The sequence below is a fragment of the Myxococcus sp. CA039A genome, assembly GCF_013336645.1.
GTDB classification, from domain to species: Bacteria; Myxococcota; Myxococcia; order Myxococcales; family Myxococcaceae; genus Myxococcus; species Myxococcus llanfairpwllgwyngyllgogerychwyrndrobwllllantysiliogogogochensis.
On record NZ_JABUMQ010000124.1, the window covers coordinates 1 to 21419 of the forward strand.

The 21419-nt window shown below is 69.5% G+C and carries 18 protein-coding genes; 7 read left to right on the forward strand and 11 right to left on the reverse strand.

Going from position 1 to position 21419, the window contains the following annotated elements; genetic code table 11:
* From HR086_RS21385 to HR086_RS21400, 4 genes are all read left to right on the forward strand, one after another.
* Positions 1-521: lysylphosphatidylglycerol synthase domain-containing protein (locus tag HR086_RS21385; RefSeq protein WP_174466521.1), on the forward strand; the 521-nt coding region annotated here is incomplete at its 5' end.
* A 339-nt stretch (positions 522-860) separates the two neighbouring features.
* Positions 861-1493, forward strand: coding sequence for a DUF6310 domain-containing protein (locus HR086_RS21390; protein WP_306663358.1), 633 nt, complete (start codon positions 861-863; stop codon positions 1491-1493).
* Complete coding sequence (locus tag HR086_RS21395; RefSeq protein WP_174454840.1) at positions 1490-2245, forward strand: DUF5953 family protein; 756 nt, start codon at positions 1490-1492, stop codon at positions 2243-2245. Before HR086_RS21390 ends, HR086_RS21395 begins: the two co-directional genes overlap by 4 nt.
* A 68-nt stretch (positions 2246-2313) precedes the next feature.
* On the forward strand, positions 2314-3120 hold the full coding sequence (locus HR086_RS21400) for a glutaminyl-peptide cyclotransferase (protein WP_254613961.1): 807 nt from the start codon (positions 2314-2316) through the stop codon (positions 3118-3120).
* A 3-nt stretch (positions 3121-3123) separates the two neighbouring features.
* On the opposite strand, the gene HR086_RS21405 is transcribed toward HR086_RS21400, so the two are convergent.
* The 7 genes from HR086_RS21405 to HR086_RS21435 form a co-directional block, all read right to left on the reverse strand.
* Positions 3124-4491, reverse strand: a complete 1368-nt coding sequence (locus HR086_RS21405; RefSeq protein WP_174454464.1) for a sigma-54 dependent transcriptional regulator — start codon at positions 4489-4491, stop codon at positions 3124-3126.
* Positions 4473-5960, reverse strand: a complete 1488-nt coding sequence (locus tag HR086_RS21410; protein ID WP_141643455.1) for a sensor histidine kinase — start codon at positions 5958-5960, stop codon at positions 4473-4475. The genes HR086_RS21405 and HR086_RS21410 overlap by 19 nt, the downstream gene beginning before the upstream one ends.
* 289 nt (positions 5961-6249) lie before the next feature.
* Positions 6250-7869 (reverse strand): MXAN_6577-like cysteine-rich protein, encoded by a 1620-nt coding sequence (locus HR086_RS21415; RefSeq protein WP_174454465.1) that lies wholly within the window; start codon positions 7867-7869, stop codon positions 6250-6252.
* On the reverse strand, positions 7866-9839 hold the full coding sequence (locus tag HR086_RS21420; RefSeq protein ID WP_373564335.1) for a TonB-dependent receptor plug domain-containing protein: 1974 nt from the start codon (positions 9837-9839) through the stop codon (positions 7866-7868). Before HR086_RS21420 ends, HR086_RS21415 begins: the two co-directional genes overlap by 4 nt.
* The gene (locus HR086_RS21425; RefSeq protein WP_174466523.1) at positions 9836-11956 is read right to left on the reverse strand and encodes a carbamoyltransferase C-terminal domain-containing protein; all 2121 of its coding nucleotides are present in this window, start codon (positions 11954-11956) and stop codon (positions 9836-9838) included. The genes HR086_RS21420 and HR086_RS21425 overlap by 4 nt, the downstream gene beginning before the upstream one ends.
* Before the next feature lie 9 nt (positions 11957-11965).
* Positions 11966-13228 carry a hypothetical protein gene (locus tag HR086_RS21430; protein ID WP_174466524.1) on the reverse strand — a complete coding sequence of 421 codons (1263 nt, stop codon included), beginning with the start codon at positions 13226-13228 and terminating at the stop codon, positions 11966-11968.
* A gap of 65 nt (positions 13229-13293) precedes the next feature.
* Positions 13294-14766, reverse strand: a complete 1473-nt coding sequence (locus HR086_RS21435) for a cobyric acid synthase (RefSeq protein ID WP_174459795.1) — start codon at positions 14764-14766, stop codon at positions 13294-13296.
* A gap of 62 nt (positions 14767-14828) precedes the next feature.
* Here HR086_RS21435 and HR086_RS21440 point away from each other — a divergent pair, with 62 nt between their 5' ends.
* The 3 genes from HR086_RS21440 to HR086_RS21450 are packed head-to-tail and all read left to right on the forward strand — an operon-like array spanning position 14829 to position 17424.
* On the forward strand, positions 14829-15695 hold the full coding sequence (locus HR086_RS21440) for an ABC transporter substrate-binding protein (RefSeq protein ID WP_174454469.1): 867 nt from the start codon (positions 14829-14831) through the stop codon (positions 15693-15695).
* Positions 15692-16486, forward strand: coding sequence for an ABC transporter ATP-binding protein (locus tag HR086_RS21445; protein ID WP_141643462.1), 795 nt, complete (start codon positions 15692-15694; stop codon positions 16484-16486). The genes HR086_RS21440 and HR086_RS21445 overlap by 4 nt, the downstream gene beginning before the upstream one ends.
* Positions 16483-17424, forward strand: a complete 942-nt coding sequence (locus HR086_RS21450) for an iron ABC transporter permease (RefSeq protein WP_141643463.1) — start codon at positions 16483-16485, stop codon at positions 17422-17424. The genes HR086_RS21445 and HR086_RS21450 overlap by 4 nt, the downstream gene beginning before the upstream one ends.
* Positions 17425-17429: 5 nt before the next feature.
* Here the strand turns inward: HR086_RS21450 and HR086_RS21455 are convergent, their stop codons facing one another.
* From HR086_RS21455 to cobT, 4 genes are all read right to left on the reverse strand, one after another.
* Positions 17430-18689 carry a cytochrome P450 gene (locus HR086_RS21455; protein ID WP_174466525.1) on the reverse strand — a complete coding sequence of 420 codons (1260 nt, stop codon included), beginning with the start codon at positions 18687-18689 and terminating at the stop codon, positions 17430-17432.
* 132 nt (positions 18690-18821) lie between these two features.
* Positions 18822-19442 (reverse strand): histidine phosphatase family protein, encoded by a 621-nt coding sequence (locus HR086_RS21460; protein WP_174454472.1) that lies wholly within the window; start codon positions 19440-19442, stop codon positions 18822-18824.
* A gap of 30 nt (positions 19443-19472) precedes the next feature.
* Positions 19473-20213: an adenosylcobinamide-GDP ribazoletransferase gene (gene cobS, locus HR086_RS21465; RefSeq protein WP_141643466.1), complete on the reverse strand. Its 741-nt coding sequence runs from the start codon at positions 20211-20213 to the stop codon at positions 19473-19475.
* A 51-nt stretch (positions 20214-20264) separates the two neighbouring features.
* Positions 20265-21326: a nicotinate-nucleotide--dimethylbenzimidazole phosphoribosyltransferase gene (cobT, locus tag HR086_RS21470; protein WP_174466526.1), complete on the reverse strand. Its 1062-nt coding sequence runs from the start codon at positions 21324-21326 to the stop codon at positions 20265-20267.
* Positions 21327-21419 lie beyond the last annotated feature (93 nt).

A 21419-nucleotide genomic window follows, 5' to 3' on the forward strand; every position in this document is an offset into this window, starting at 1 on the left:
CGCTGTCGCTCTCGCCCGGGGTGGCGCGGGGGCTGGGCTTCTCGCTGCTCGGGGTGTTGCTGGGCTACCTGGTGCTGTGCGCGCGGATGCGGCGGACGCTGAAGGTGGAGCGCCTGCATCTGGAGGTGTCGCTGCCCACGCTGAGACAGGCGTTGGAGCAGCTCGTGGTGTCGTGCCTGGACTGGTCGCTGGCGGCGATGGTGTTGTGGGTGTTGTTGCCGTCAGGGGTGGGGATTTCGCCGCCGAGCATGGTGGCGTTGTTCGCGGTCGCGCAGCTCGTGGGCATCGCGAGTCAGGTGCCCGGAGGGCTGGGCGTGTTCGACTCCATCATCCTGGCGGCGCTGACGCCGGAGGTGCCGGCGTCGATGGTGCTCGGCACGCTCGTGGTGTACCGCATCGTCTACTACCTGCTGCCCTTCGCGGTGGCGGTGGTGATGCTGCTGGGGCACGAGCTTTCGCAGCACCGTGGCCACCTGTCGGAGCTGCGAGCGCGGCTGGGACGGCGACGACAGGAGGGGTGAAGGAGGACGCTCAGCTCGCGGGGCTGGCATCCGCTAGCGAAGGTCCGCGAGGATGTGGCGATGCGATTCCTCGGGTGCGCTGTGCTCCTGCTCTTCTTCTCGGCGTGTGCGACGTCGGCACCGGGTCCAGGAGCGCGCGTGCCCCCGAGCCGGCGGGTCGCCAATCTCCAGAGAGCGGCAAATCTGCCGTGGACGGACGGAGGAAAGTGCGCCGTCCATCAGGCCTCCCAGCCATGGCCCGTACTGGCGGAGCGGTGCTTCCAGGCACTCGACCATGATCGGGTCCGGTTCAATGACCCCACGGGCAGGTGCTCCGTTGCCTCGGTGGGCATGGCTGTCATGGGAACCGGACTCTGTGTCCTTGCGGCGCCGGAAATCATCGCGGGTGCTGTGCTTGTCGTTGGCGTCTTGGTGGTGGGAGTCGCCATCAAAGAGGCGCTGGATGCATATGCCCTGAGCGGGAGTCGCCCCGCGGAGGAAGAGGTCACACTCCTCGCGAAGCCCGCCTCGCGGGAGTCCTCCTCGAATCGAAAGCCCCAACCCGAGCCAGCAGGGCAGGACTGGTTTTCTCCAACACCGCCCGATTCCCCTGAGAAAGAGCGCCACCCCCGGTGCGAGCCCGTCCCGGTGCCGCACCTTGGCGGAGATGCAGCGCATGACAGGTGCGCCGACCAGTTCCCTCCGAACCGTTTCCCCGGCAAGGACGTGCTCGTGAAGGGCAAGCGCTTCGACGCGCTGCAGGTCGGCGTGCGTGTGCTGTGGGAAATCAAGACCGACCAATTCGACACGTACTCTGATTTCCTTCAGGGGCAGGTGGTCCGGCAGCAGGTGGCGACGATGCGAGAAGAGCGAAGCATCGCGACCGAGTGCGGATATGGCTTCGTGGTTGGGGTGAGCACCGAAGCCCACAAGGAAGCACTGGTGGAAGAAGAAGCAACTCTCAACATCGTCGTCACGGGATGCAAGCGGTGACAACTCGAAGAAGGCTCGGCATCGCCGTCTACGCGCCAGCGCTCACGAACAGTGACGGCCGCGTGCTCGCGGTCATCCAAGGCATGGAACGGGCTCTGCTCGGCTTGCGTCTGGAGTGGAAGGTCTCCGAAGACGGGCACCCCATCGCCTTGCCTGCGCGCGACACATGGCTCGCTGAGGAGATGAGGGACGGGGGATTCCCTCTCGTGTGCAACGGTGACGAGCGCTACCCCGTGATGGTTCATGGACTGCAAACACCTGGGAGTCAGGCGCCGGGCGGTCAGCCGATGCTCGATGTCCATGCAAAGCTGCCGCTGGATGAGGCCATGACCGCGGTGGCGCCGGGTGTGCTTGAAGGCGTGGCGGAGGGCGCCCGCGCGTACTGGGGGCATGCGACGCCGTCCAAAGCGGCGGCGCAGATCGCTGGGCAGACGGTTGACCCGGTGCACAAGCCTGGGGTTCCGCCCCGAGGGCTCCCAGTACTCAAATTCCCTGAGAGAATCCGCTCGCCGGAGATTCCCCATCGCTTGGGGTGGCTGAACTATTGGTCGGCTGCTGCTGCCCGAGCCATCGGGTTTCCGGATGCCTCGCGCGACGCCGAACTGCTCACGCGAGCGCGTGGAACTCCATCGGGCGGGTGGGTCGTACAGCTCACGGACGCGCCGCTCGACCTGGATGACCCCGCCCATCTGGACGTGCTCCTGCGGACCTATGAACGGTTCCCGGAGATTGGTGGTCGCTCAGTTCCTTGACCTTCGTGAACAGGGGCTCCGCGCGCGTGTTGTGCCGGCCTTCGTTTCCTGCTTCCGTGGCTCCCTCGATGCGAGTCCATCAAACGGCGTGGGTGTCGGCGCTCTGTGTCCTGGGCATGGGGCTGGGCAATGGCTGTAGCTGTGGCCCCGCGCAGCGGCGCATCACCCCCGAGGGCGCGCCGACGCGGAAGGTCGCGCACATCGTCCAGGAGTATCCGCACTCGACGGACGCCTTCACGCAGGGCCTCGTCTTCCACCAGGGCCGCTTGTTCGAAAGCACCGGCAACCAGGGCACGCTGCGCGAACTCTCCCTGGAGTCCGCCACGCCGCTGTGGATGGAGCCGCTGGGCAACATCTTCACGGAGGGCCTCGCCAGTGACGGCGAGCGTCTCTACCAGCTCACCTGGACCGAGGGTCTGCTCTACACGTGGAGCGGCCTGCCCCCCACGCGTGAGCGCACCACGCGTTACTCCGGTGACGGCTGGGGCCTGTGCTACTGGCAGGGCCGCCTGGTCCGCAGCGACGGCACCTCCATGCTGACCTTCCACGCACCCGACACCTTCGAGCCCGTGGGCTCCGTGGAAGTCACCCTGCAAGGCCTCCCCCAGGACCAGCTCAACGAACTCGAGTGCGCCAACGGCGTCATCTACGCCAACGTCTGGCACTCCTCGAGCGTGCTGGAAATCGACCCCGCCACGGGCCACGTCACCGCCATCATCGACGCCTCCGCCCTGTCGCGCGCCGTGTCTCCCCAGCTGAACAGCCGCGAGGCCGTCCTCAACGGCATCGCGGTGGAGCCCGGCACCGGCCGCATGCTGATGACCGGCAAGCTCTGGCCGAAGCTCTTCGAAGTGCGCCTGGAAACCGTCGACTGACGCTCAGGGCTTCTTCGCCTCGTCGTCGCGCTCCAGCTTCCGGTACAGCGTCTTCCGGTCCACGCCGAGGATGCGCGCCGCCAGCGTCCGACTGCCACCCACCGCCTCCAGCACGCGGTGGATGTAGCGCCGCTCCAGCTCCTCCAGCGTCACCAGCTCCGACGGGTCCGTGTTCTCCGGCACCACCTTCGGCTGGCTGTAGTTCCGGATGCGCTCGGGCAGGTCATCCACCGTGAGCTGCTCGAACGACGTGAGCGCCACCGCGCGCTCCATGCAGTTCTGCAGCTCCCGCACGTTCCCCGGCCACCCATAGGCCAACAGCCGCTGCGCCGCCGCCGGAGACAGTCCCACCACGCGCTTGTTGTTGCGCGCCGCGAACTGCTCGATGAAACGCTGCGACAACAGCAGCACGTCATTGCCCCGCGCCCGCAGCGGAGGCAGCTCCACGCCGATGACGTTGAGCCGGTAGTACAGGTCCTCGCGGAACCGGCCCTCCTCCACCGCCAGCTCCAAGTCCCGATTCGTCGCCGCCACGATGCGCGCGTCGAACGGCACCTCCGTGTCCCCACCCACCGGCCGCACCACTCGCTCCTGGAGCGCGCGCAAGAGCTTGGGCTGGAGTGTGAGCGGCAATTCACCCACTTCATCCAGGAACAGCGTGCCGCCATTGGCCTGGACGAAGAGGCCCGTGCGCGTCGCCTTGGCGTCCGTGAAGGCGCCCTTGGCGTGGCCGAACAGCTCGCTCTCCAGCAGCGCCTCCGGCATCGCCGCGCAGTTGAGCGCCACGAACGGCCCCGCCGAGCGACGCCCCCGCGTGTGCACCGCGCGCGCGGCCACTTCCTTGCCCGTGCCGCTCTCGCCGGTAATCAGCACCGTGGAGTCCAGGTCCGCCACCCGGTCGATGAGCGCATAGGCCTGCTGCATGGCGGGGCTCTCGCCCACCACCGCGCCGCTGTCCTGCTGCCGTCCCAGCTCCTGCCGCAGCCGGCGCACCTCGTCGCGCAGGGCCCGGTGCTGCACCGCGCGCTCCAGCACCAGCACCAGCGCGTCCAGGTCGATGGGCTTGGTGACGAAGTCGTACGCCCCCGCGCGGATGGCGGCGACGGCCGTCTCCAGGCTCCCGAACGCCGTCAACACGATGACGGGGATGTCCGGCCGGTTGAGGACGATGCGCTCGCACAGCGCCAGCCCATCCATCCCGGGCATGCGCAGGTCCGTCAACACCACGTCGAAGTCCTCGCCGGACAGTCGCGCCAGCGCCTCGTCGGCGGACCCGAGCGCCACGGGCGTGTAGCCCCGACGGGTCAACCCCTTCTCCAACATGGCGCGCATCTCGCGCTCGTCCTCGACCATCAGGACGCGGCCTGGCATGTGTCCCCTCCGCTCGGCAGGTAGATGGAGAAGCAGCTACCGCGTCCCAGCTCGCTGCGCACGGCAATCCAGCCGCCATGGTCTCTGACAAGACCATACGAGACGGACAGCCCCAGCCCCGTGCCCTCGCCCACGTCCTTCGTGGTGAAGAAGGGCTCGAAGACATGGCCCAGCACGTCCGGGGGGATTCCGCCGCCCTCGTCCTCCACGTCCACCCGCACGTAGCTGCTCTCCGCGCCCCCTACGTCAGTGGGCGGTGTGGCGCGGGTGCGCGTCGCGTGGATGCGCACCGTTCCGGGCTTGTTCATCGCCTGCAGCGCGTTCATCACCAGGTTCGTCAGCACCTGCTGCACCTGTCCTCCATCGGCCTCCAGCATGACACCCGGGGGCACGTCGTCCACCAGGGTGATGCTCTTCTTGGAGGCCATGGGCTTGAGCAGCGACAGCGAGCGGTCCACCAGCTCCCGCACGTCCTCCGGGGCCCGGTGGGGCGCGCGGCGCCGCGCGAAGTCGAGCAGCTGCCGGATGATGCCCGTCATGTGCTGGGCCTGCTGGCTGATGATGCGAGCGCACTCGCCCACCTCCTCGCCCTCCGCTTCGCCCGAGGAAATCATCTTCGAGCGGCCCATCACCACGTTGAGCGGCGTACCCAGCTCGTGCGCCACGCCGGAGGCGAGCTTGCCCACGGTGGTGAGTCGGTCCGCGTGGCGCAGGTGCTCCACCGCGGACAGGCGCGCGACAGTCTCCGAGGACAGGCGGGAGCGCGTCTCCTCCAACTGCTCGCCCATGCGGTTCATCGCGTTGGCCAGCATGGTGATTTCATCACCCCGGCGCCGGGTCGGCAGCCGCACGCGGGCCGTCAAGTCGCCCTGGCCGAAGCGGTTCGCCAGTTGGACCAGCTCGTCCACGGGCTCGCCGACGAGCTTGCGGCCCATGGCCATGGCGGCGATGAAGAAGGCGAAGGTGATGGTGCCGGTGGCGACGATGGTGCCCACCACCGTGACGAAGACGTGCTGGCGCTCCTCGCCCAGCGACTCGGTGATTTCGATGGCGCCAAAGCGCTGGCCCCGGCCGATGAAGACCGGCGTGTAGGAGTGCAGCAGGCCAGGGTCCGGGCTCGGGTCCACCATGGAGCCGTCCTTCCCCTGGCGCAGCGTGGCCAGCAGGCGCGGCGGGAATCCGACGAGCGACGGAGTCCCCGGGCCACCATCCAGCCAGACCCAGCGCAGGTGGACCTGCCCCTGGTAGCTGTTGGACTGGTTCAGGATGGTGAGGGCTTCACGCTCACCGGCGAGCTGCCACGCCTTGCCGATGGCTCCGGCGAGCGTGTGACCGAGCAGCTGGTGGTCGTGTTGCATGTCCAGCGCCGAGCGCTCCAGCTCACGGCGAACCTGGATGACCTGCAGCCCGGCGATGACAGCCACGGCGAGCAGGACGAGGGCGAGGGTGAACTTGCGAGCGAGTTTCACGGGAGGTCGAGGCTATTCCGGTCCATGCACCTTGGAGGGGTCGAATACGCATGGACCGGAAGGAAGTACTCACAACGTACCGCGAGTGCCGCGAGAAGAGAGCAGTGCGTCGTGCCGGAGTCCTTGGAGGGAGTGGGAGCGACCTTCGTGCGTCACACGGAGGTCTAGAGCATCCGCCATGCCAGGGCGGTGCTCGGAGCGGCTTGCCTCGGAGGAGGGTGTCTCGGCGGGGCGGGATGACCCGCCGAGACCGGGGCACATTGCCCCGTGGGGGCGAAGTGCCCCCGCCTCAGAACCCCTTGGGCAGGGCCACCACGTCGCTGACCAGCGAGAAGCCACTCGCGGGGCAGGCGGCGATGGCGGGCTCCGACGTGTCGAGGAGTCCCCTGCGCTCGACGAGCGTGCTGCCCACGACCTCGTGGACGAAGATGCGCCCGCCGTTGGTGTCGCCCAGGTAGGTGCGATTGCCCACCACGGCGAAGCGGCCGGCGGCCGGAATCGGACAGGAGCCGATGCCCGGCGAGCACTGGATGGGCGCGGTGGACACCACGCGGTCCTGCGCGTCGAGGAGCACCAGCGCCGAGCGCTCCACGGACAGCAGCTTGAAGTTGGTGTCATAGACGGCCTTGCCGCCGCAGCTCACGAGGAGTTGCTCGCCCACGGGAGCCACGGAGCCCGGGTTGAGGCAGCCGTCGCCCAGGTCGATGAGGTCCACCGCGCGGCTCGTCGGGTCGATGCGTGCGAGCAGGCCAGGCCCGCCGGGGCTGTACGTGACGGGGTTCAGGTTGTTGAGGGTGACGTACAGCTTGCCGTGGTGTTCGGTGATGCCGGTGGGCGTGGACAGCGTCGTGTTGTCGGGGAAGGGCTTCAGCGCGGCCCCCGAGGGCAGCACGATGGTGTCCACCACGGCGGGTTCGTTGTTGGCCAGCGAGACGCGCACCACACGGCCCCCGGCGGACGGGTCTCCCAACAGGTTGCCGTAGAGCGTGACCCAGAGGTCGTGGGTGCCCGTCCTCGTCATGGCGAAGGGATTGGTGTTCGCGCCGAAGCTCACGCTCGCGACGTTGGTGAAGGTGATGCCGTTGGGGAAGCGGGAGCCCGGGGGGCCGGGAGGCAGGGGGTCTCCTTCGCGACGGAGCACCTGGAGCGTGTTGTCGGACGAGTTGAGGATGTAGACGTACGGGTCCTGGACCAGGACCTGGTTGGGAGCGCGGCCCGTGTCGTTGCTCGCGGGCAACACGCCGTAGTCGCTCAGTCGCGCCTGGACGAGCTTGCGCGTGGAGTCGAGCACCAGCAGCACGTCCAGCATCCGCGCCGCGCTCTGCGGAGACGAGGCCACCAGGGTGTTCGGGCCCTTGAAGTCCGAGCCGGACTGGATGCCCACCACCTGCCCGGTGTTGAAGCACGTGGCCACCACGTCATAGGTGCACACGCTGCCCCGGCAACTGCGGGCGTCTCCGCAGACGTTGCCGCAGGCGCCACAGTTGTTGGGGTCGGCCTCCCCGTTGATGCACGCGTTGCCGCACTGAAGCATGCCCCCGGCGCAGCTCCCCTGGCAGTCGCCGTTCATGCACACCTCGAAGGGTTGGCAAACCTTGCCGCCTTCACCCGCGCAGCCGCCGCAATGCTGGGGCGAGGACTGGGTATCGACACAGGCGCCGCCGCAGGCCGTGGCGCCCTGCTGACAGCGGCACGCGCTCTGCGCGCAGAGCTGTCCGGTGCCGCAGGTGTTGCCACACTCGCCGCAGTTCGCGGACTCGCTGGTGAGGTCCACGCAGGTGTCCCCGCAGCGGGAGAGTCCCTCGCTACAGACGACGCCTTCGTCGGGGCAGCCCGTCAGCAGCAGGCACGACAACAATGAGACCAGGGCAGCGAGGTGTCGCCCGGGAGGAAGTGACGCGGCATTCATGGGGTGTCCGCCTTTCGATGCGAAGAGGGAGAAACGTCGAGTGCCATCGCCACGGAGGCGAGCACGGCGCGGCCCGGCAGGGGATAGCCGTCGAAGTCCTCGACGAAGGTGTCGAAGACGTTCTTGAAGTCGACGGAGAACGTCAGCGCGGGCCTGCGCCCCACCGTGCTGGACACCCCCGCATGCAGCAGGGCACGCGCTGGCAGCAGCAGCTCTCCGGTGCGGTTGCGCAGTTGCGAGGACTGGGCCCGCAGCTCCACGCGTCCCGTCAGCCACGAGGGGCCCGCGGCCACGCGCGCGGACAGCGTGTGGCGCGGGCGGAGCGGTATCTCCTTGAGGTAGTAGCGCGGGTCATCCCGGAGGTTGCGGGAGACGAGGAGCGTGTACGCCAGGGAGCCGGACAGGAACGACGTGGGCCGCGCCTCCGCGTCCACTTCCAGCCCCGAGACTCGCGCCGAGGCGAAGTTGAAGGGCTTGGCGGCGAACGGGGGATACGCCTCGTAGGCGATGAGGTCTTCGTAGAGGCTGTGGAACCCTCCCACGGACACGAGCGAGCGCTCCGTGCGGTGCGCCACGGCCACGTCCGCGGACACGGCCCGCTCGGCGCGCAGGTCCGCGTTGGGCAGCAGTGTGCCCTGGCGCACGTACAGCTCCAGCAACGAAGGCGCGCGGTGGGCCTGGCCCACGTTGGCGCGCAGCTCCAGGCGCGCGGGCAGGGACACCCGGGCACCCAACTTGGGTGACCACAGCGTGTACGGGCCCACGCGCTCCAGTCGCAGCGAGGGAGTCACGTGAAGGCGCCCCGAGAGGAGTGCGACGTCATCCATCGCCATGACGCTGGCGCGCAGCCAGGAGGTCCGCTCTTCCGTCGGCGTGGCGACACCGTTCGTGGACAGGCCCTCTCCGCCCACGCTCGCCAGCGCGGAAACGACGTGCCAGTCACCCAGGGGCAGCCGTCCCTCGAACTCACCTCCGCCGGCTCGCAGCACCTGCACGCCCTGTTGTGACACCGGGCCGCCCGTCAGCTCCAGGCGCTCCTGCCGGAAGTGCGCGCGCGCCGACACATCGACGCGGTTCGCGAGTGAGCCGAGCACGCGCAGGCTCAGCACGCCCCGGCGGCTGGACTGCCGCGCATCCGCGACGGGGTTCTGCGCCGTGCCCGCGAGCCCGCGTCCTTCCAGCGAGCCCTCGCCCATCGCGTCCACCACCACGCCCGGGGCCAGTCGGTGCCGCACGCGCAGCAATGCCCCCGCGCCGCGTGCATCGTTGTTGTCACGTCGCCGCGTCTCGGGCGCGTCTCCCGGCAACGTGGGCGTGGTGTCGAAGGGGTAGGAGAAGCCGCCGGAGGAGGTGCCTCCGTGCACGAGCAGGAGCAGCTCACTGTCCAGCAGCGGGCCGGTGGCGGCGAGCCAGCCCGTCGCGGTGTCCCAGCTCCCATAGCTCACTTCGCCGGACAGGCTCAGCGTGTCGCCGGGACTTCGGGTGACGATGTTCACCACGCCGCCGAGTCCACCGCTGCCGTAGCGCGCGCCCGCGCTTCCGCGCAGCACCTCGAACTCGCGTGCGAGCGCCAGGGGGATGCGCGACAGGTCCGCGCTGCCCCCCGCGCCATTGAGGGGAATGCCGTCGAGCAGCACCAGCGTCCCGTTCGACGAGGCTCCCCGGACGACCAGGCTCTTGCTCTGTCCGTACCCGCCAGACTCCTGGATGGCGACACCCGGTGAGGTGGCGAGCACCTCGGCGGTGTCGCGGGCCGTGCCGCCGCGCTCCTCCACGGAGATGACGGTGACGACGCTGCTGGGGTCTCGTTGCGACGCGCGGTCCATCGGCTCGGGGTCGGGCACCTTGCCCACCACGTCGATGACCTCGGACATGGGAGGTGTTCCCGCGTCCTCGGTGGACTGGGCCCATGCCGGCGCGCACGCCAGCAGCGCCAGACTCAAGAGCCACCGCGTGAGTGCCGTCTTCACGCTCCTGTACCGGGAGCGAGTCCCGGACCGAAGCCGAGGATGGAGGCGCGGCGCAACGAGCCGAGCATCCGCAGCAGTCGCGCTTCGTCCAGCGTGGAGTCCTCGCGAGAGGCGCGCTCCAGCAACTTCCAGCCCGTCATTCCGGGCTCGACCTTCGTCACCAGCTCCGAGAGCGTGAGGGAGACGAGCTGGAGCACCGTGCCCCACGGTGTCCGCACGCGGAACGCGCCACAATGTCTCCACCCGCCGGTCATCTGGCGCGCATCCTCCAGGGCGCGACCTTCCGCGTCCAGAGCGAAGCCCAGGGGCTCCTTCAACAGGTGCCGCAGGTCCGTTTCACCCGTGAATCCGGAGGGCTCGGGCGCCAGTCGCTCTCCGAGCACGAGCAACTCCAGGTCCAGCAGTGAAGCGTAGGCCGCCTGCTTCAGCACCAGGTGCTCACCGAGCACGCAGCCGTCGAGCCCCGTGGACAGCAGACACCAGAGGGCGTCCTCGGGTGTCTCGACGATGGGCTCTCCCGCGACGTTGAAGGAGGTGTTGAGCAGGACGGGCACGCCGGTGCGCGCATGGAACGCCGAGAGCAGCGCGTGCAACAGCGGGATGTGCTCCGCGCGGACCGTCTGGACGCGGCCCGTGCCGTTGACGTGGGCGACGGCGGGGACGCGATGACGCTGGGCCTCGCGAAAGCGCCACACCCGGAGCATGAAGGGACTGTCGTCGGAGGCTGTGTCGTCGAGGTCGAACCACTCGCGTGCATGCTCCGCGAGGATGGCGGGCGCGAAGGGACGGAAGGCCTCGCGGAACTTCACCCGGCTGTTGAGGACGTCCTTCATGTCGCCGGGACGTGGGTCGCAGAGAATGCTCCGCTGCCCGAGCGCGCGAGGGCCCAGCTCCGAGCCTCCCTGGAACCACCCGAGCATCTTTCCTTCCACCAGCAGGTCGGCAACGGCGGGCACCACCGAGGGCAACCGACGTGACACGACAGCGGGCGTCGCCTGGATGGCGCGGTCCACCCATGCGGAGGGATACGTCCTGCCCACGCTGTCCTGCTGGAGCCGTCGAGTCGACTGTCGCCCTGTCAGGTGCCAGAGCCCGTGATACGCCGCGCCCAGGGCCGTGCCGCTGTCCTCGGCGGCGGGCATGACGTAGACGTCGCGGAAGCCCGCCTCCGTGAAGAGCCGCTCGTTCGCCACGCTGTTGAGCGCGACACCGCCCGCGTAGCAGATCCTTTCGCAGGACGTGCTCGCGCGAAGGCGTCGGACGATTTGCAGCAGCCCTGCTTCCAGCGCCGCCTGGGCGGAGGCCGCCAGGTTCCGGTACTCCTCCTGGCGCGCGGGCCATCGCTCGTTGTGTGAGAAGCGCCGAGGCACGGCGTCGGAGAAGACGAACCGTCCATCGACGATGGTGAAGAAGTCGGTGATGGGGATGTCGGGCACGCCGTAGGGCGCCAGCCCCATGACCTTGCCCGGACCTTCGAGCACGTCGGAGAAGAGCTGTCGCCCGACGGCGGAGTACAAGCCGCCGAGGCTGCCGAAGCGCGGCATCCCCTGGAAGCGCTCCAGCTCCGCGGAGGCGGTGACCTCCAGGAAGGTCCCCAGGTGCTTCTCCAGCGGGACGAAGCCGTCGCGCGCCGCGCGGTAGACGGAGAGCGTCTCTTCTCCTCGCCGCTCGGAGACGACCGCCGCCAGCTCCGTTTCGGACAGGTCCTGGACGTTGGAGCCGAAGCCGTCGGCGACGAGCACGAGGGCCTCATCGAAGCCGGACGTGGCGAAGGCGCCGACGGCGTGTCCCAGGTGATGCGAGAGGGTGAGCGAGGGCACCCCCGTCCTGGCGAGGGCGAGGTCGGGGTTGGCCCGCACGTCGAAGAGGGGTCCGCGAGGTCCCATCAGCGAGCAGCACGCGACGAGGCTCAAGTCCTCGGGTTGGATTCCCGCGTGCTCCAGGCAGTAGCGCACCGACAGTGACGCGAGGCCGCCAGGAATCCACGCCCGCTTGCGTCGCAGCAGGCGTTCTTCCTGGATGGCCACGACCAGCTCGTCGCCGCGCAGCAGACACGCGGCGCCGTTGTGGTTCGACGCGCCAATGCCCAGCACCCACGGAGCGCTGTGGCCTGACATGGCGGTGCCTCAGTTCGCCGGGGCGGGCTCGGGCCTCAAGGAAGGAGCCTGGGGCGGAGCCACCTTGGGGGCCGCCTGCTTGCGAGGCGCGGGAGCGGCGGGCGCGGGCGCGGCGACGTTGAAGAGGTTGACGAGCACGCCCACGGCCGCGAGCTGGGACGTGGTCGGGTTGTAGTCAATGGCCTCGCCGATGGGGAAGTCCACGGAGCTGGAGGCCTGGACCTGGAGCTGGCCGTCGGGGGTGACGAGGACGGTCCACAAGAGGCCCTCCTGCGTGGTGGCGAAGACATACGGCTGGCCGCCGACGCGGGCCATGGCGGCGCGGAACGCGAAGGACTGGGGCAGGGCCAGGTTCTGCTTCAGGTCCACGGAGCCCTGGGATTGGAACTCGGCGGGGCGGACGCGGAAGAGCCACGTGTTCTTGTCCGCCGGGCCCACGGAGCAGGCCACGGCGACCAGGTGGTCATCGAGGATGGCCAGGCCGTTGATGCCGCGCTGGGCGGCCGGGTTGTAGCGCTTGCGGGCGAGCACGTTGCCCTGGGGGAGCTGGAGCATCACCAGGTCTCCGTCCTCGGCGCCGGTGATGACGATGCCGTCGGGCCACGCGACGATGTCGCGCACGTTCCAGAGCTGGAAGGGGCTGGGGATGGGATCGGGAGAGCGGACGTTGAGCTTCTTCAGCACCGCGAGCTGGCGGCCGTTGCGCGAGACGTTCCAGATGAGGACGAAGCCATTCTCATGGCCCGTCACCAGATACTCGCGATTCGCGTGGACGACGAAGACGCCGCTGTTGGCGGTGCCCACGTCCGCGTCGTAGGCGAAGTTCTCGAAGCGGAACGCGCGAGGAAGCCTGTCCAGGTGCGCGGGCTCCGCGTCCTCTTGCAGCGCGGTATCCCGCTCGCGCCAGAGGGTGATGGTGGTGCTGTCATTGGAGGTGACGAAGGTCCGCTCGTCGCGGACGGCCATCATCTCCACGCCCCGGTTGGCGGGGGTGCGCAGCACATCGGTGAGCATGGGTCCCCACTCGGTGGGGCCCGGAGGGCGGAAGAACGTCATGGAGCCATCCAGACGTCCGACGATGAATCGGCCCGAGTCCAACCATTGCAACTGCTGCGTGTAGGGATACGTGGTGCCCACGGGTGTGAGCACCTGGGCGGCGAGGTTGCTGTCGGCGGTGCCGGCCTGTTCCTGGGCCTGGGCGTCGTGCTGACAGGCCATGACAAACAGCAGCACCAGTCGTGGCAGGACGCGAACGAATCCATCGAGCTTCATGTTGAGCCTCCTCCTACATGCGCTTCAGTCGGGAATCCCCAAGCGCCCCCCTCGGCAGGATGGAGTCAGGCAAACGTTGTCATGTGCTCGGCCAAGGCGGCTGCGAGGCGATTATAACTTTCCTCCCGACGGGTGTCATGGTTGCACAGGGGCGCTGTCAGGACTGGCAATCCCTTGCGCTGGCGCAACGTGTTGATGAATGCCCGACTGAGTCGGGGATTCTTGAACAGGTCATGGATGAACGTGCCAAAGATGGGCAGTCGCTCATGCACGGCGCCATCGACTCCGCCCGCATGGGCGTACAGCGGCCTCGCGCTCGCATACCTGACGAGTCCGGAGTGAATCTCATACCCTGACACCTCGCCCGCGCTCGCGAAGGGATTGTCGGGCGTCGGCGTGTAGTGACGATTGAAGACCGTCTTGCCAGGGAGGAACTCCACGTCGATGTCCAACAACCCCAGCCCCGTGGTGCTGCCGTGCTCGGACTCGCGGCGGCCCTCGTCGAGCAACTCGCGCCCCAGCATCTGAAAGCCCCCGCAGATGCCGACGATGGGCGTGGTGGTGCTCAAGTCCTGGAGCACCCGCTCGAAGCCGATGCGCCGCAGGTGGAGCAGGTCTCCCACCGTGTTCTTGGTGCCGGGAACGATGATGGCGTCCGGCGCGCCAAGCTGGTCCACGGAGCGCACGAAGCGCACGCGCACGTGGGGCTCCTCCTGGAGATAGTCGAAGTCTGTGCTGTTGGAGATGTGCGGCAGATAGAGCACCGCCACGTCGATTTCAGGCGCGCCGTGCATCCGGGGCTGGACGCGGTCCTCTTCCTCCAGCGCCAGGGAGAGGTAGGGCATCACCCCGACGACGGGCCGCTTCGCGTGGTGCTCGATGAAGTCGACGGCGGGCTGGAGGACCTGCCGGTCTCCTCGGAACTTGTTGATGATGAACCCGGCGATGCGCTCGCAGTCCTCGGGCGCCACCAGCTCCAGCACCCGCAGCGTGCCGAGCAGCTCCGCCGCGATGCCGCCCTTGTCGATGTCCACCGCCAGGTACACGCGCGCGTCCAGCCGATGGGCCACCTCCATGTTCACCACGTCGAACGGACGCAGGTTGGGCTCCGCGCAGCTCCCCGCGCCTTCCGCGATGACCAGGTCGTAGTGCCGCGTCAGGTGGTCGATGGACTCCTGGATGGCGGACAGCTTGAGCGCGCGGTGCGTGTCGGAGAGGAAGTACTCGCGCGCGTCGACGTCCTGGTGCGGCCGGCCGTGGATGATGAGCTGGCTGACGCTGTCCGACTTGGGCTTGAGCAGCAGCGGGTTCATGTGGACGATGGGCCGCTGCCTCGCCGCGAAGGACTGCACCGCCGTGGCCCGGGCGATTTCCTCGTTCTCCTCCGTGACGAAGGAGTTGAGGGACATGTTCTGCGACTTGAAGGGGGCCACGCGCAGCCCTTTGTTTGCGTACAGACGGCACAGGCCGGCGACCAGCGTGGTCTTCCCCACGTGGGAGCCCGTGCCTTGAATCATGAGGTGAGGGTGCTTCGGCATGGCGGGCCTCCTGGCGCGCGTGCACTATAAGGCGTCAACCTCTCACGGGTTCCCTGCTGCTCATGTCCGTCGCGCGCTCCCTCTCCCTGCTCGTCGTCTCCCTCACGCTCCTCGTCGGCTGCCAGCGCTCCGCGCCGGCTCCGGAGGCGGGGACGCGGCGAATCGTCTCGCTGTCTCCCGGAATCACGGAGACGCTCTACGCGCTGGGTGCGGGTGAGCAGGTGGTGGGCCTCTCCGACTGGGCCTCCTGGCCCTCCGAGACGGCATCCGTGCCCAAGGTGGGCTCCACGCTGTCGCCCAACTACGAGGCCATTGCCCGCCTCAAGCCCACCCTCATCATCGATGAGCAGGTGAAGCAGGCCCCCGCGGGCTCGCTGTCCGCGCTCGCCCCGGTGAAGGTGCTGCCCTGGCTCTCCGTCGACGATGTGGCGAACGGGATTCGCGAGCTGGGCCGCCAGACGGGGCGCGAGGACGCGGCCACGAAGCTCGCCCAGAAGGTGGAGACGACGCTGAAGCGCAAGCCCCCGCCGGACGCGCCCCGGGTGCTCCTGGTGATTGGCGACCCGGAGGCCGCGCTCACCAGCATCTGGTACATCCGCAAGGGCTCGCTTCACGGTGCGGCCCTGGAAGCGGCGGGCGCGCGCAACGCCGTCGCCGAGGACCCCGCGGGCCCGCCCAACGTCTCCGTCGAGCAGCTCATGACGTTGGACCCGGACATCATCCTGGTGCTGGTGGAGGGCCCCCGCCTGACGCCGGAAGAGGAGGCGCGACAGCTCGCCCCGTGGAAGCAACTGACGGTGCTGCGCGCGGTGAAGCAGGGGCGGGTGAAGCTGGTCGCGGGCCCGGGCGTGCAGTCCACCGGCCCGCGCATCCTGGACGTGGTGGAGCAGCTCCAGGCCGCGCTGCGCTTCGACACGAAGACCCCATGACGTCTCTTCTGGAGGTCTCCGGGGCGACGGTGCGCAAGGGCGAGCGGGCGTTGCTGGAGGATGTGTCCCTCCGCGTCGCACCGGGAGATTTCGTCGCCGTGGTCGGACCCAATGGCGCGGGCAAGACGACGCTGATGCGCGTGGCGCTCGGCCTTCAGCGCCCCGACGCGGGCCGAGTCACCGTGAATGGCCGCGACGTGGGAGCCCTCTCCCCCCGGGAGCGCGCCGCGTTCCTCGCGTGGCTGCCCCAGCGCGTCCAGGTGTCCGAGCCCATCACCGCGCTGGAGCACGTGGCCGCCGCGCGCTACCGCTTCAAGGAGTCCCACCGTCGCTCGGAGGAATCCGCGCTCGTGGCGCTCGCCCGCGTGCAGGCGGAAGCCCTCGCCTCGCGGCCCATCACCGAGCTGTCCGGCGGAGAGCAGCAGCGCGTCGCGGTGGCGGCGCTGCTCGCGCAGGAAGCGCCCCTGGTGCTGCTGGACGAACCCGCCAACTTCCTGGACCCGGCCCAGCAGTTGGAGCTGTATGCGCTCGTGGGGCAGATGTGGCGCTCGGGGCTGGGCGTGCTGTGCATCACTCACGACATCAACGTGCTCGCCCATGCGATGCGCGCGGGCAGCGAGGGACGGATTCGGGTGCTGGGCTTGTCGAAGGGCCGCGTCGCCTTCGAATCGCACTACGACGCCCCGGACCTGGGGGAGCACCTGGGCCGGGTGTTCTCCGTGCGGATGCGAGGCGTCGAAGTCGAGAACCGCCGGGTCTTCGTGGGCATGTCCCTGGAGCGTGGGGAATGAGGACGCGACTGGTGGTGATGCTGGCGGTGTGCGCGCTCGTGGTCGCCGTGGCGCCCTTCGTCGGGCCGCCCATGCCTCCGGACGCGCGCGACTTCATCCTCTGGCAGTTGCGCATCCCCCGGACGTTGATGGCGCTGGTGGTGGGAGGCACGCTGTCGCTGGTGGGCGCGGTGTATCAGTCCCTCTTCTCCAACCCGCTCGCCGCGCCGAGCACCATTGGCACCACGGCCGGCGCCACGCTGGGCGCGCTGGTGGCCATCGTCCTGGGCGCGCGCACCGCGCTGTGGGGCCTGCCGCTCATCACCGGCGCTGCCTTCGCGGGCGCGCTGGGGGTCAGCCTGCTGGTGGCCGCCATCGCGGCGGGGCGCAACGTGCGGATGAATGACCTGGTCCTCGCGGGCATCGCCTTCTCCATGGCGGCGGGCGCCATCTCCACGGGCGTGCAGTTCTCCGCGGACTCCGCCGAACTGCTCACGGCCATGCGGTGGACCATGGGCCACCTGCCGCAGGTGGGCTATCAGAACATCGTGATGTTGTTGCCCATTGCCGCGGTGTCGGTGGTGGGCCTGCTGACGCTCACGCGGGCGCTGGAGGTGTTCATCTCCGGTGAGGAGCACGCCGAATCGCAGGGCGTCAACGTGCGCGCGGTCCGCATGGCCTCCATCGGCCTGGGGGCGCTGGGCGTGGCGGGCTGTGTCGCGTGGTGCGGTCCCATCGCCTTCGTGGAGCTCATCGTCCCCCACATCGTCCGGCGGGTGCTGGGGGTGAGTCGGCGCGTGCTGCTTCCGTGCTCGGTGGTGGTGGGCGCCAGCTTCCTCGTGCTCTGCGACGCGGTGGCCCGCATCATCCTTCCAGGCAGGGAGACTCCCGTGGGCCTGGTGACGGCGGCCCTGGGCACGCCGCTCCTCATCTACCTGGTGGCGCGCAAGTCGTCCTGAGTCGCTCAGCCCTGGCAGGGCAGTGAGGTGAGGCCTCGGAACACGGCGGTGTCGCGCCGCTTCCACGCGCCGGGTACCAGTCGCAGTCCAGGCAGGTCCCTGGCCAGCATGCCCAGCGCGCCCTGGGCCTCCATGCGCGCGAGCGCCGCACCGATGCACTGGTGGATGCCGTGGCCGAAGGCGATGTGCTGGAGGTCCGGGCGTTGGATGTCGAGCGTGTCGGGTTTCTCGAAGCGCCTCGGGTCCCGATTCGCCGCGCCCAGCAACACCCAGGCCCACTCGCCCGCGCGCACGGCGGCGCCGCCCACCTCCACGTCCTCCTGGGCCATGCGCGAGCAGAGCTGCAACGGCGTGTCGAAGCGCAGCACCTCCTCCACCGTCCCCTTGAGGCGCGAGGGCTGGGTACACAGCGCCTCCCACTGCGCGCGGTGCTCCATCAGCGCGAGCACCCCGTTGCCGATGAGGTTGACGGAGGTGTCGTAGCCCCCGAAGAGCAGGAGCATGCAGGTGGGCAGCAGCTCCTCCTCGCTCAGCGCCTGCTCGTCCTCCTGTGCGGCCACCAGCAGCCCGAGGATATCGCCGCGACGCGATTGCCTGCGCCGGGTGACGGAGGCCTGGAGGCTCTGGCTCACCTCGCGGGTGGCGGCGCTGGCGGCCTCTCTCACGGCCAGCGGCGCGGAGGCGTCTCCACAGCGCGCGAGCGCGAGCGCCCAGCGCTGGTACAGGTCCGAGTCCAGCTCGTCGGCGCCCACGAGCCAGCGCAGCGTCGTCCGGGCCAGCGGCGCGGCCAGGTCCGCGATGATGTCCAGCTCTCCTTTCTGCCGCGCGCGGAAGAGGAGCGCCTCCACCGTGGCCTGGACGTGCAGGGACAGTTCCTTCATGCGTGGACCCAGCGCGCGCTTCGTCACGGCGCGCAGGCGCGTGTGGTCCGGCGGGTCCATCAACAGGAACCACTGACGGTGCATGGCGGACAGCGCCGCGAGCGCCTCCGGAGGCGAAGGGAAGTCCTCGGGGCGGCTCTCCCTGGCGCCCGTGATGTTCCGGCTGAAGCGCGGATGGGAGAGCACCTCCACGCAGTCCGCGTGGCGGGAGAACAGCCACAACCGGAGCTCGGGGTTCCAGCAGGCGGGCCGCTGGAGGAGTTGCTCATAGACGGCGTAGGGATTGCCCCGTGACTCGGGTGAGAAGGGATTGAGGCAGTGCGTCTCACGGGCCCCGGGGGCGCTGGGAGGCCTGTCGGCTTCGCCTCGCGGGTCGCTCTCCATGGGACGGGTCCCCCGTGCGGCGGATGGACGATGTGAGAAAGACAGACACAGCGCCGCGCCGTGAATCGCAAAGGCTACGCCTCGCGGACAAAACCGGTCAAGCCGAGGGCCCCGGGGGGCTGGCCCGCTGTGTCACGGCGCCGCGTTCGTCAACTTCACCACGGGCTCATCGCCATAGAAGTCGATGACATTCACGGCGGCGTGGACCTGGTCCAGGCGGAACAGATGTTTGTCCGCCATGCCCAGCGACTCGGCGAGGAGGGTGCGGTTGACGCCTCCATGCGACACCAGGGCGAAGCACTGTCCGACATGTCGCGCGCGCAGGGCTCGGCCCCCCGCACGGACGCGCTCGCGCATCTCCGAGAAGGTCTCTCCCTCTGGAAACCGCACCCGTTCGGGGTGCGCCATCCATTCGGCGTACACCTCCGGAAACTGGCGCTCGGCCTCCTCGTAGGTGAGGCCCTCGAAGAGTCCGAAGTCGATTTCGCGGAAGGCCTCCTCCACGCGGATGTCCAGGCCGCGTCCCTCCGCCACGCGCTTCGCCGTATCGAGGGCTCGGCGGCGAGGACTCGAGTAGAGGCCCTGGAGGTCCGCGCTGGCCAGCAGGGTCGCGGCACGCTCCGCCTGGGCATGCCCCTCCGGCGCGAGGCCCACGTCGAGCCGTCCGTAGCAACGGCCCTTCATCTCCTCGGAGGGCTTGCCGTGCCGCAGCAGAATCATGCGCGTCACGCCGCTCGGTATTCGCCAGTCCATGCCGCGTCCGTTCCCTATGCTCGCTTCACTTCAACCGAGTGCCAGCGCGAGCACGAGCACCAGGGCCTCGCAGACCTCGGTGTTGGCTCCCATGGTATCGCCGGTGATGCCATCGATTTTCTTCCGGCACCAGAGGCCCTGGAGCGCGGATACGACGGCCACCATCACCAGGGCCACGCCCCCTCGCCAGCCCATCAGGCCCAGCGCGAAGCCGAGCGCCAGCACCGTGGCGCCGATGACTTCGACGCGGCCCACATAGTCGGTGATGGCCATGCCGATGCCCCCGCTTCGCCGCGCATAGGGAAGCAGCCAGCCTTGAGGGACGGAGCCCCAGCGGCCCAGCGCCAGCGCCACGACCAGCGCGGCGTCCGCCTGCCCGCGCTCCAGCAGCGCCGCCAGGGCGCTGGCCTTGAGGCCCACGGTCAGCAACAGCGCGACACCTCCATAGGCGCCAATGACGTGGTCTCTCATGATGCGCAGCACGTCCTCCTTGGTGCGCCCGCCGCCGAAGCCGTCCGCCATGTCCGCCAGCCCGTCCAGGTGCAGAGCGCCGGTGAGCAGCGCGTAGACGGCGAGCAGCAGATACGCCGTCACCATCGACGGCAGCAGGGGGTAGAGCGCGAAGCGCACGCCGACGAGCAGGGCGGCGAGCAGGGCGCCCACCAGGGGGAAGCACAGCGTCGCGCGGCCCACGTCGGCGGCATCGAAGGTGGCCGCCCCGGGGACGGGGATGCGACTGAGGAAGGCGATGCCGGCGAGGAGTCGCTTCATGGGGGCTCGGGTGTCGCGACTCCTGCCACGTTTCGGCCGGAGGAGCGAGCCTCAGCGCCGGCTCTTCTCCGCGACGCCCGCCGAGGCGAACGTCGCCATCTCGTGCAGGATGTGCATGCTGCTGTCCATTAGCCCCATCGCGAGCACGGCGCCCGTGCCCTCGCCCAGGCGCAGGCCCAGGTCGAGCAGGGGCCGCAGGCGCAGGGCCTCCAGAACCCGGCGGTGGCCAGCCTCGCGCGACATGTGACTGGCGAGCAGGAAGGGCATCACCTTGGGACACAGCCGTGCGGCCACCAGCCCGGCGACCGAGGAGATGAAACCATCCAGCATGACGGGCACCCGCCGCGAGGCCGCGCCCAGCGCCGCGCCGGCCAGGCCCGCGATTTCAAAGCCGCCCACCTTGGCGAGCACGTCCAGCGGGTCCGCCGCGTCCGGCTTGTTCACCGCGAGCGCCCGGCGCACCACCTCCACCTTGCGCGTGAGGCCCGCGTCGTCCACGCCCGTGCCTCGCCCGGTGGCCATGTCCGGTGACACGCCCGCGAGCACGCACGTGAGCGCCGCCGACGCGGTGGTGTTGCCAATGCCCATGTCGCCCAGGCCCAGCAGCGTCACGCCCGAGTCCGCCAGCTCCACCGCCAGGAGCGCGCCCACGCTCAGGGCCTCCTCGGCCGTCTTGCGCGACATGGCCGGCCCTCGGGCCAGGTTGGCCGTACCGGGGCCCTGGCTGTGCATGCGCACGCCCTCCAGTCCCTCCACGGGAACGCGCACGCCCATGTCGACGACCTCCACGCGCACGCCGTGCTGTCGGGCCAGCACGTTGATGGCGGCGCCACCTCGGGCGAAGTTGGCCACCATCTGCGCGGTGACCTCCGCGGGGTAGGCGCTCACGCCTTCCTCCGTCACGCCGTGGTCCGCCGCCATCACCACCAGCCCCTTGCGCGGCATCGCGGGCGCGGGCTCACCGCGCAGCGTGGCCCACTGACACGCCAGCTCCTCCAGGCGGCCCAGGCTTCCCTGGGGCTTCGTCTTCATGTCCAGCAGGCCCTGGCACTGGCTCCCTGCCTCGGCATCAGGTTCGGGAATCCTGGCGAGCACGTCACGGTACGCAGGCATGGGGCCCCCTTCGAGGGAAACCCCTTCAAGCTAGGCGTGCGCGGTGCCGCGAGGCAATGGCCGCGGGCCGGTCCGAGGGCGCGGTGCTGCATG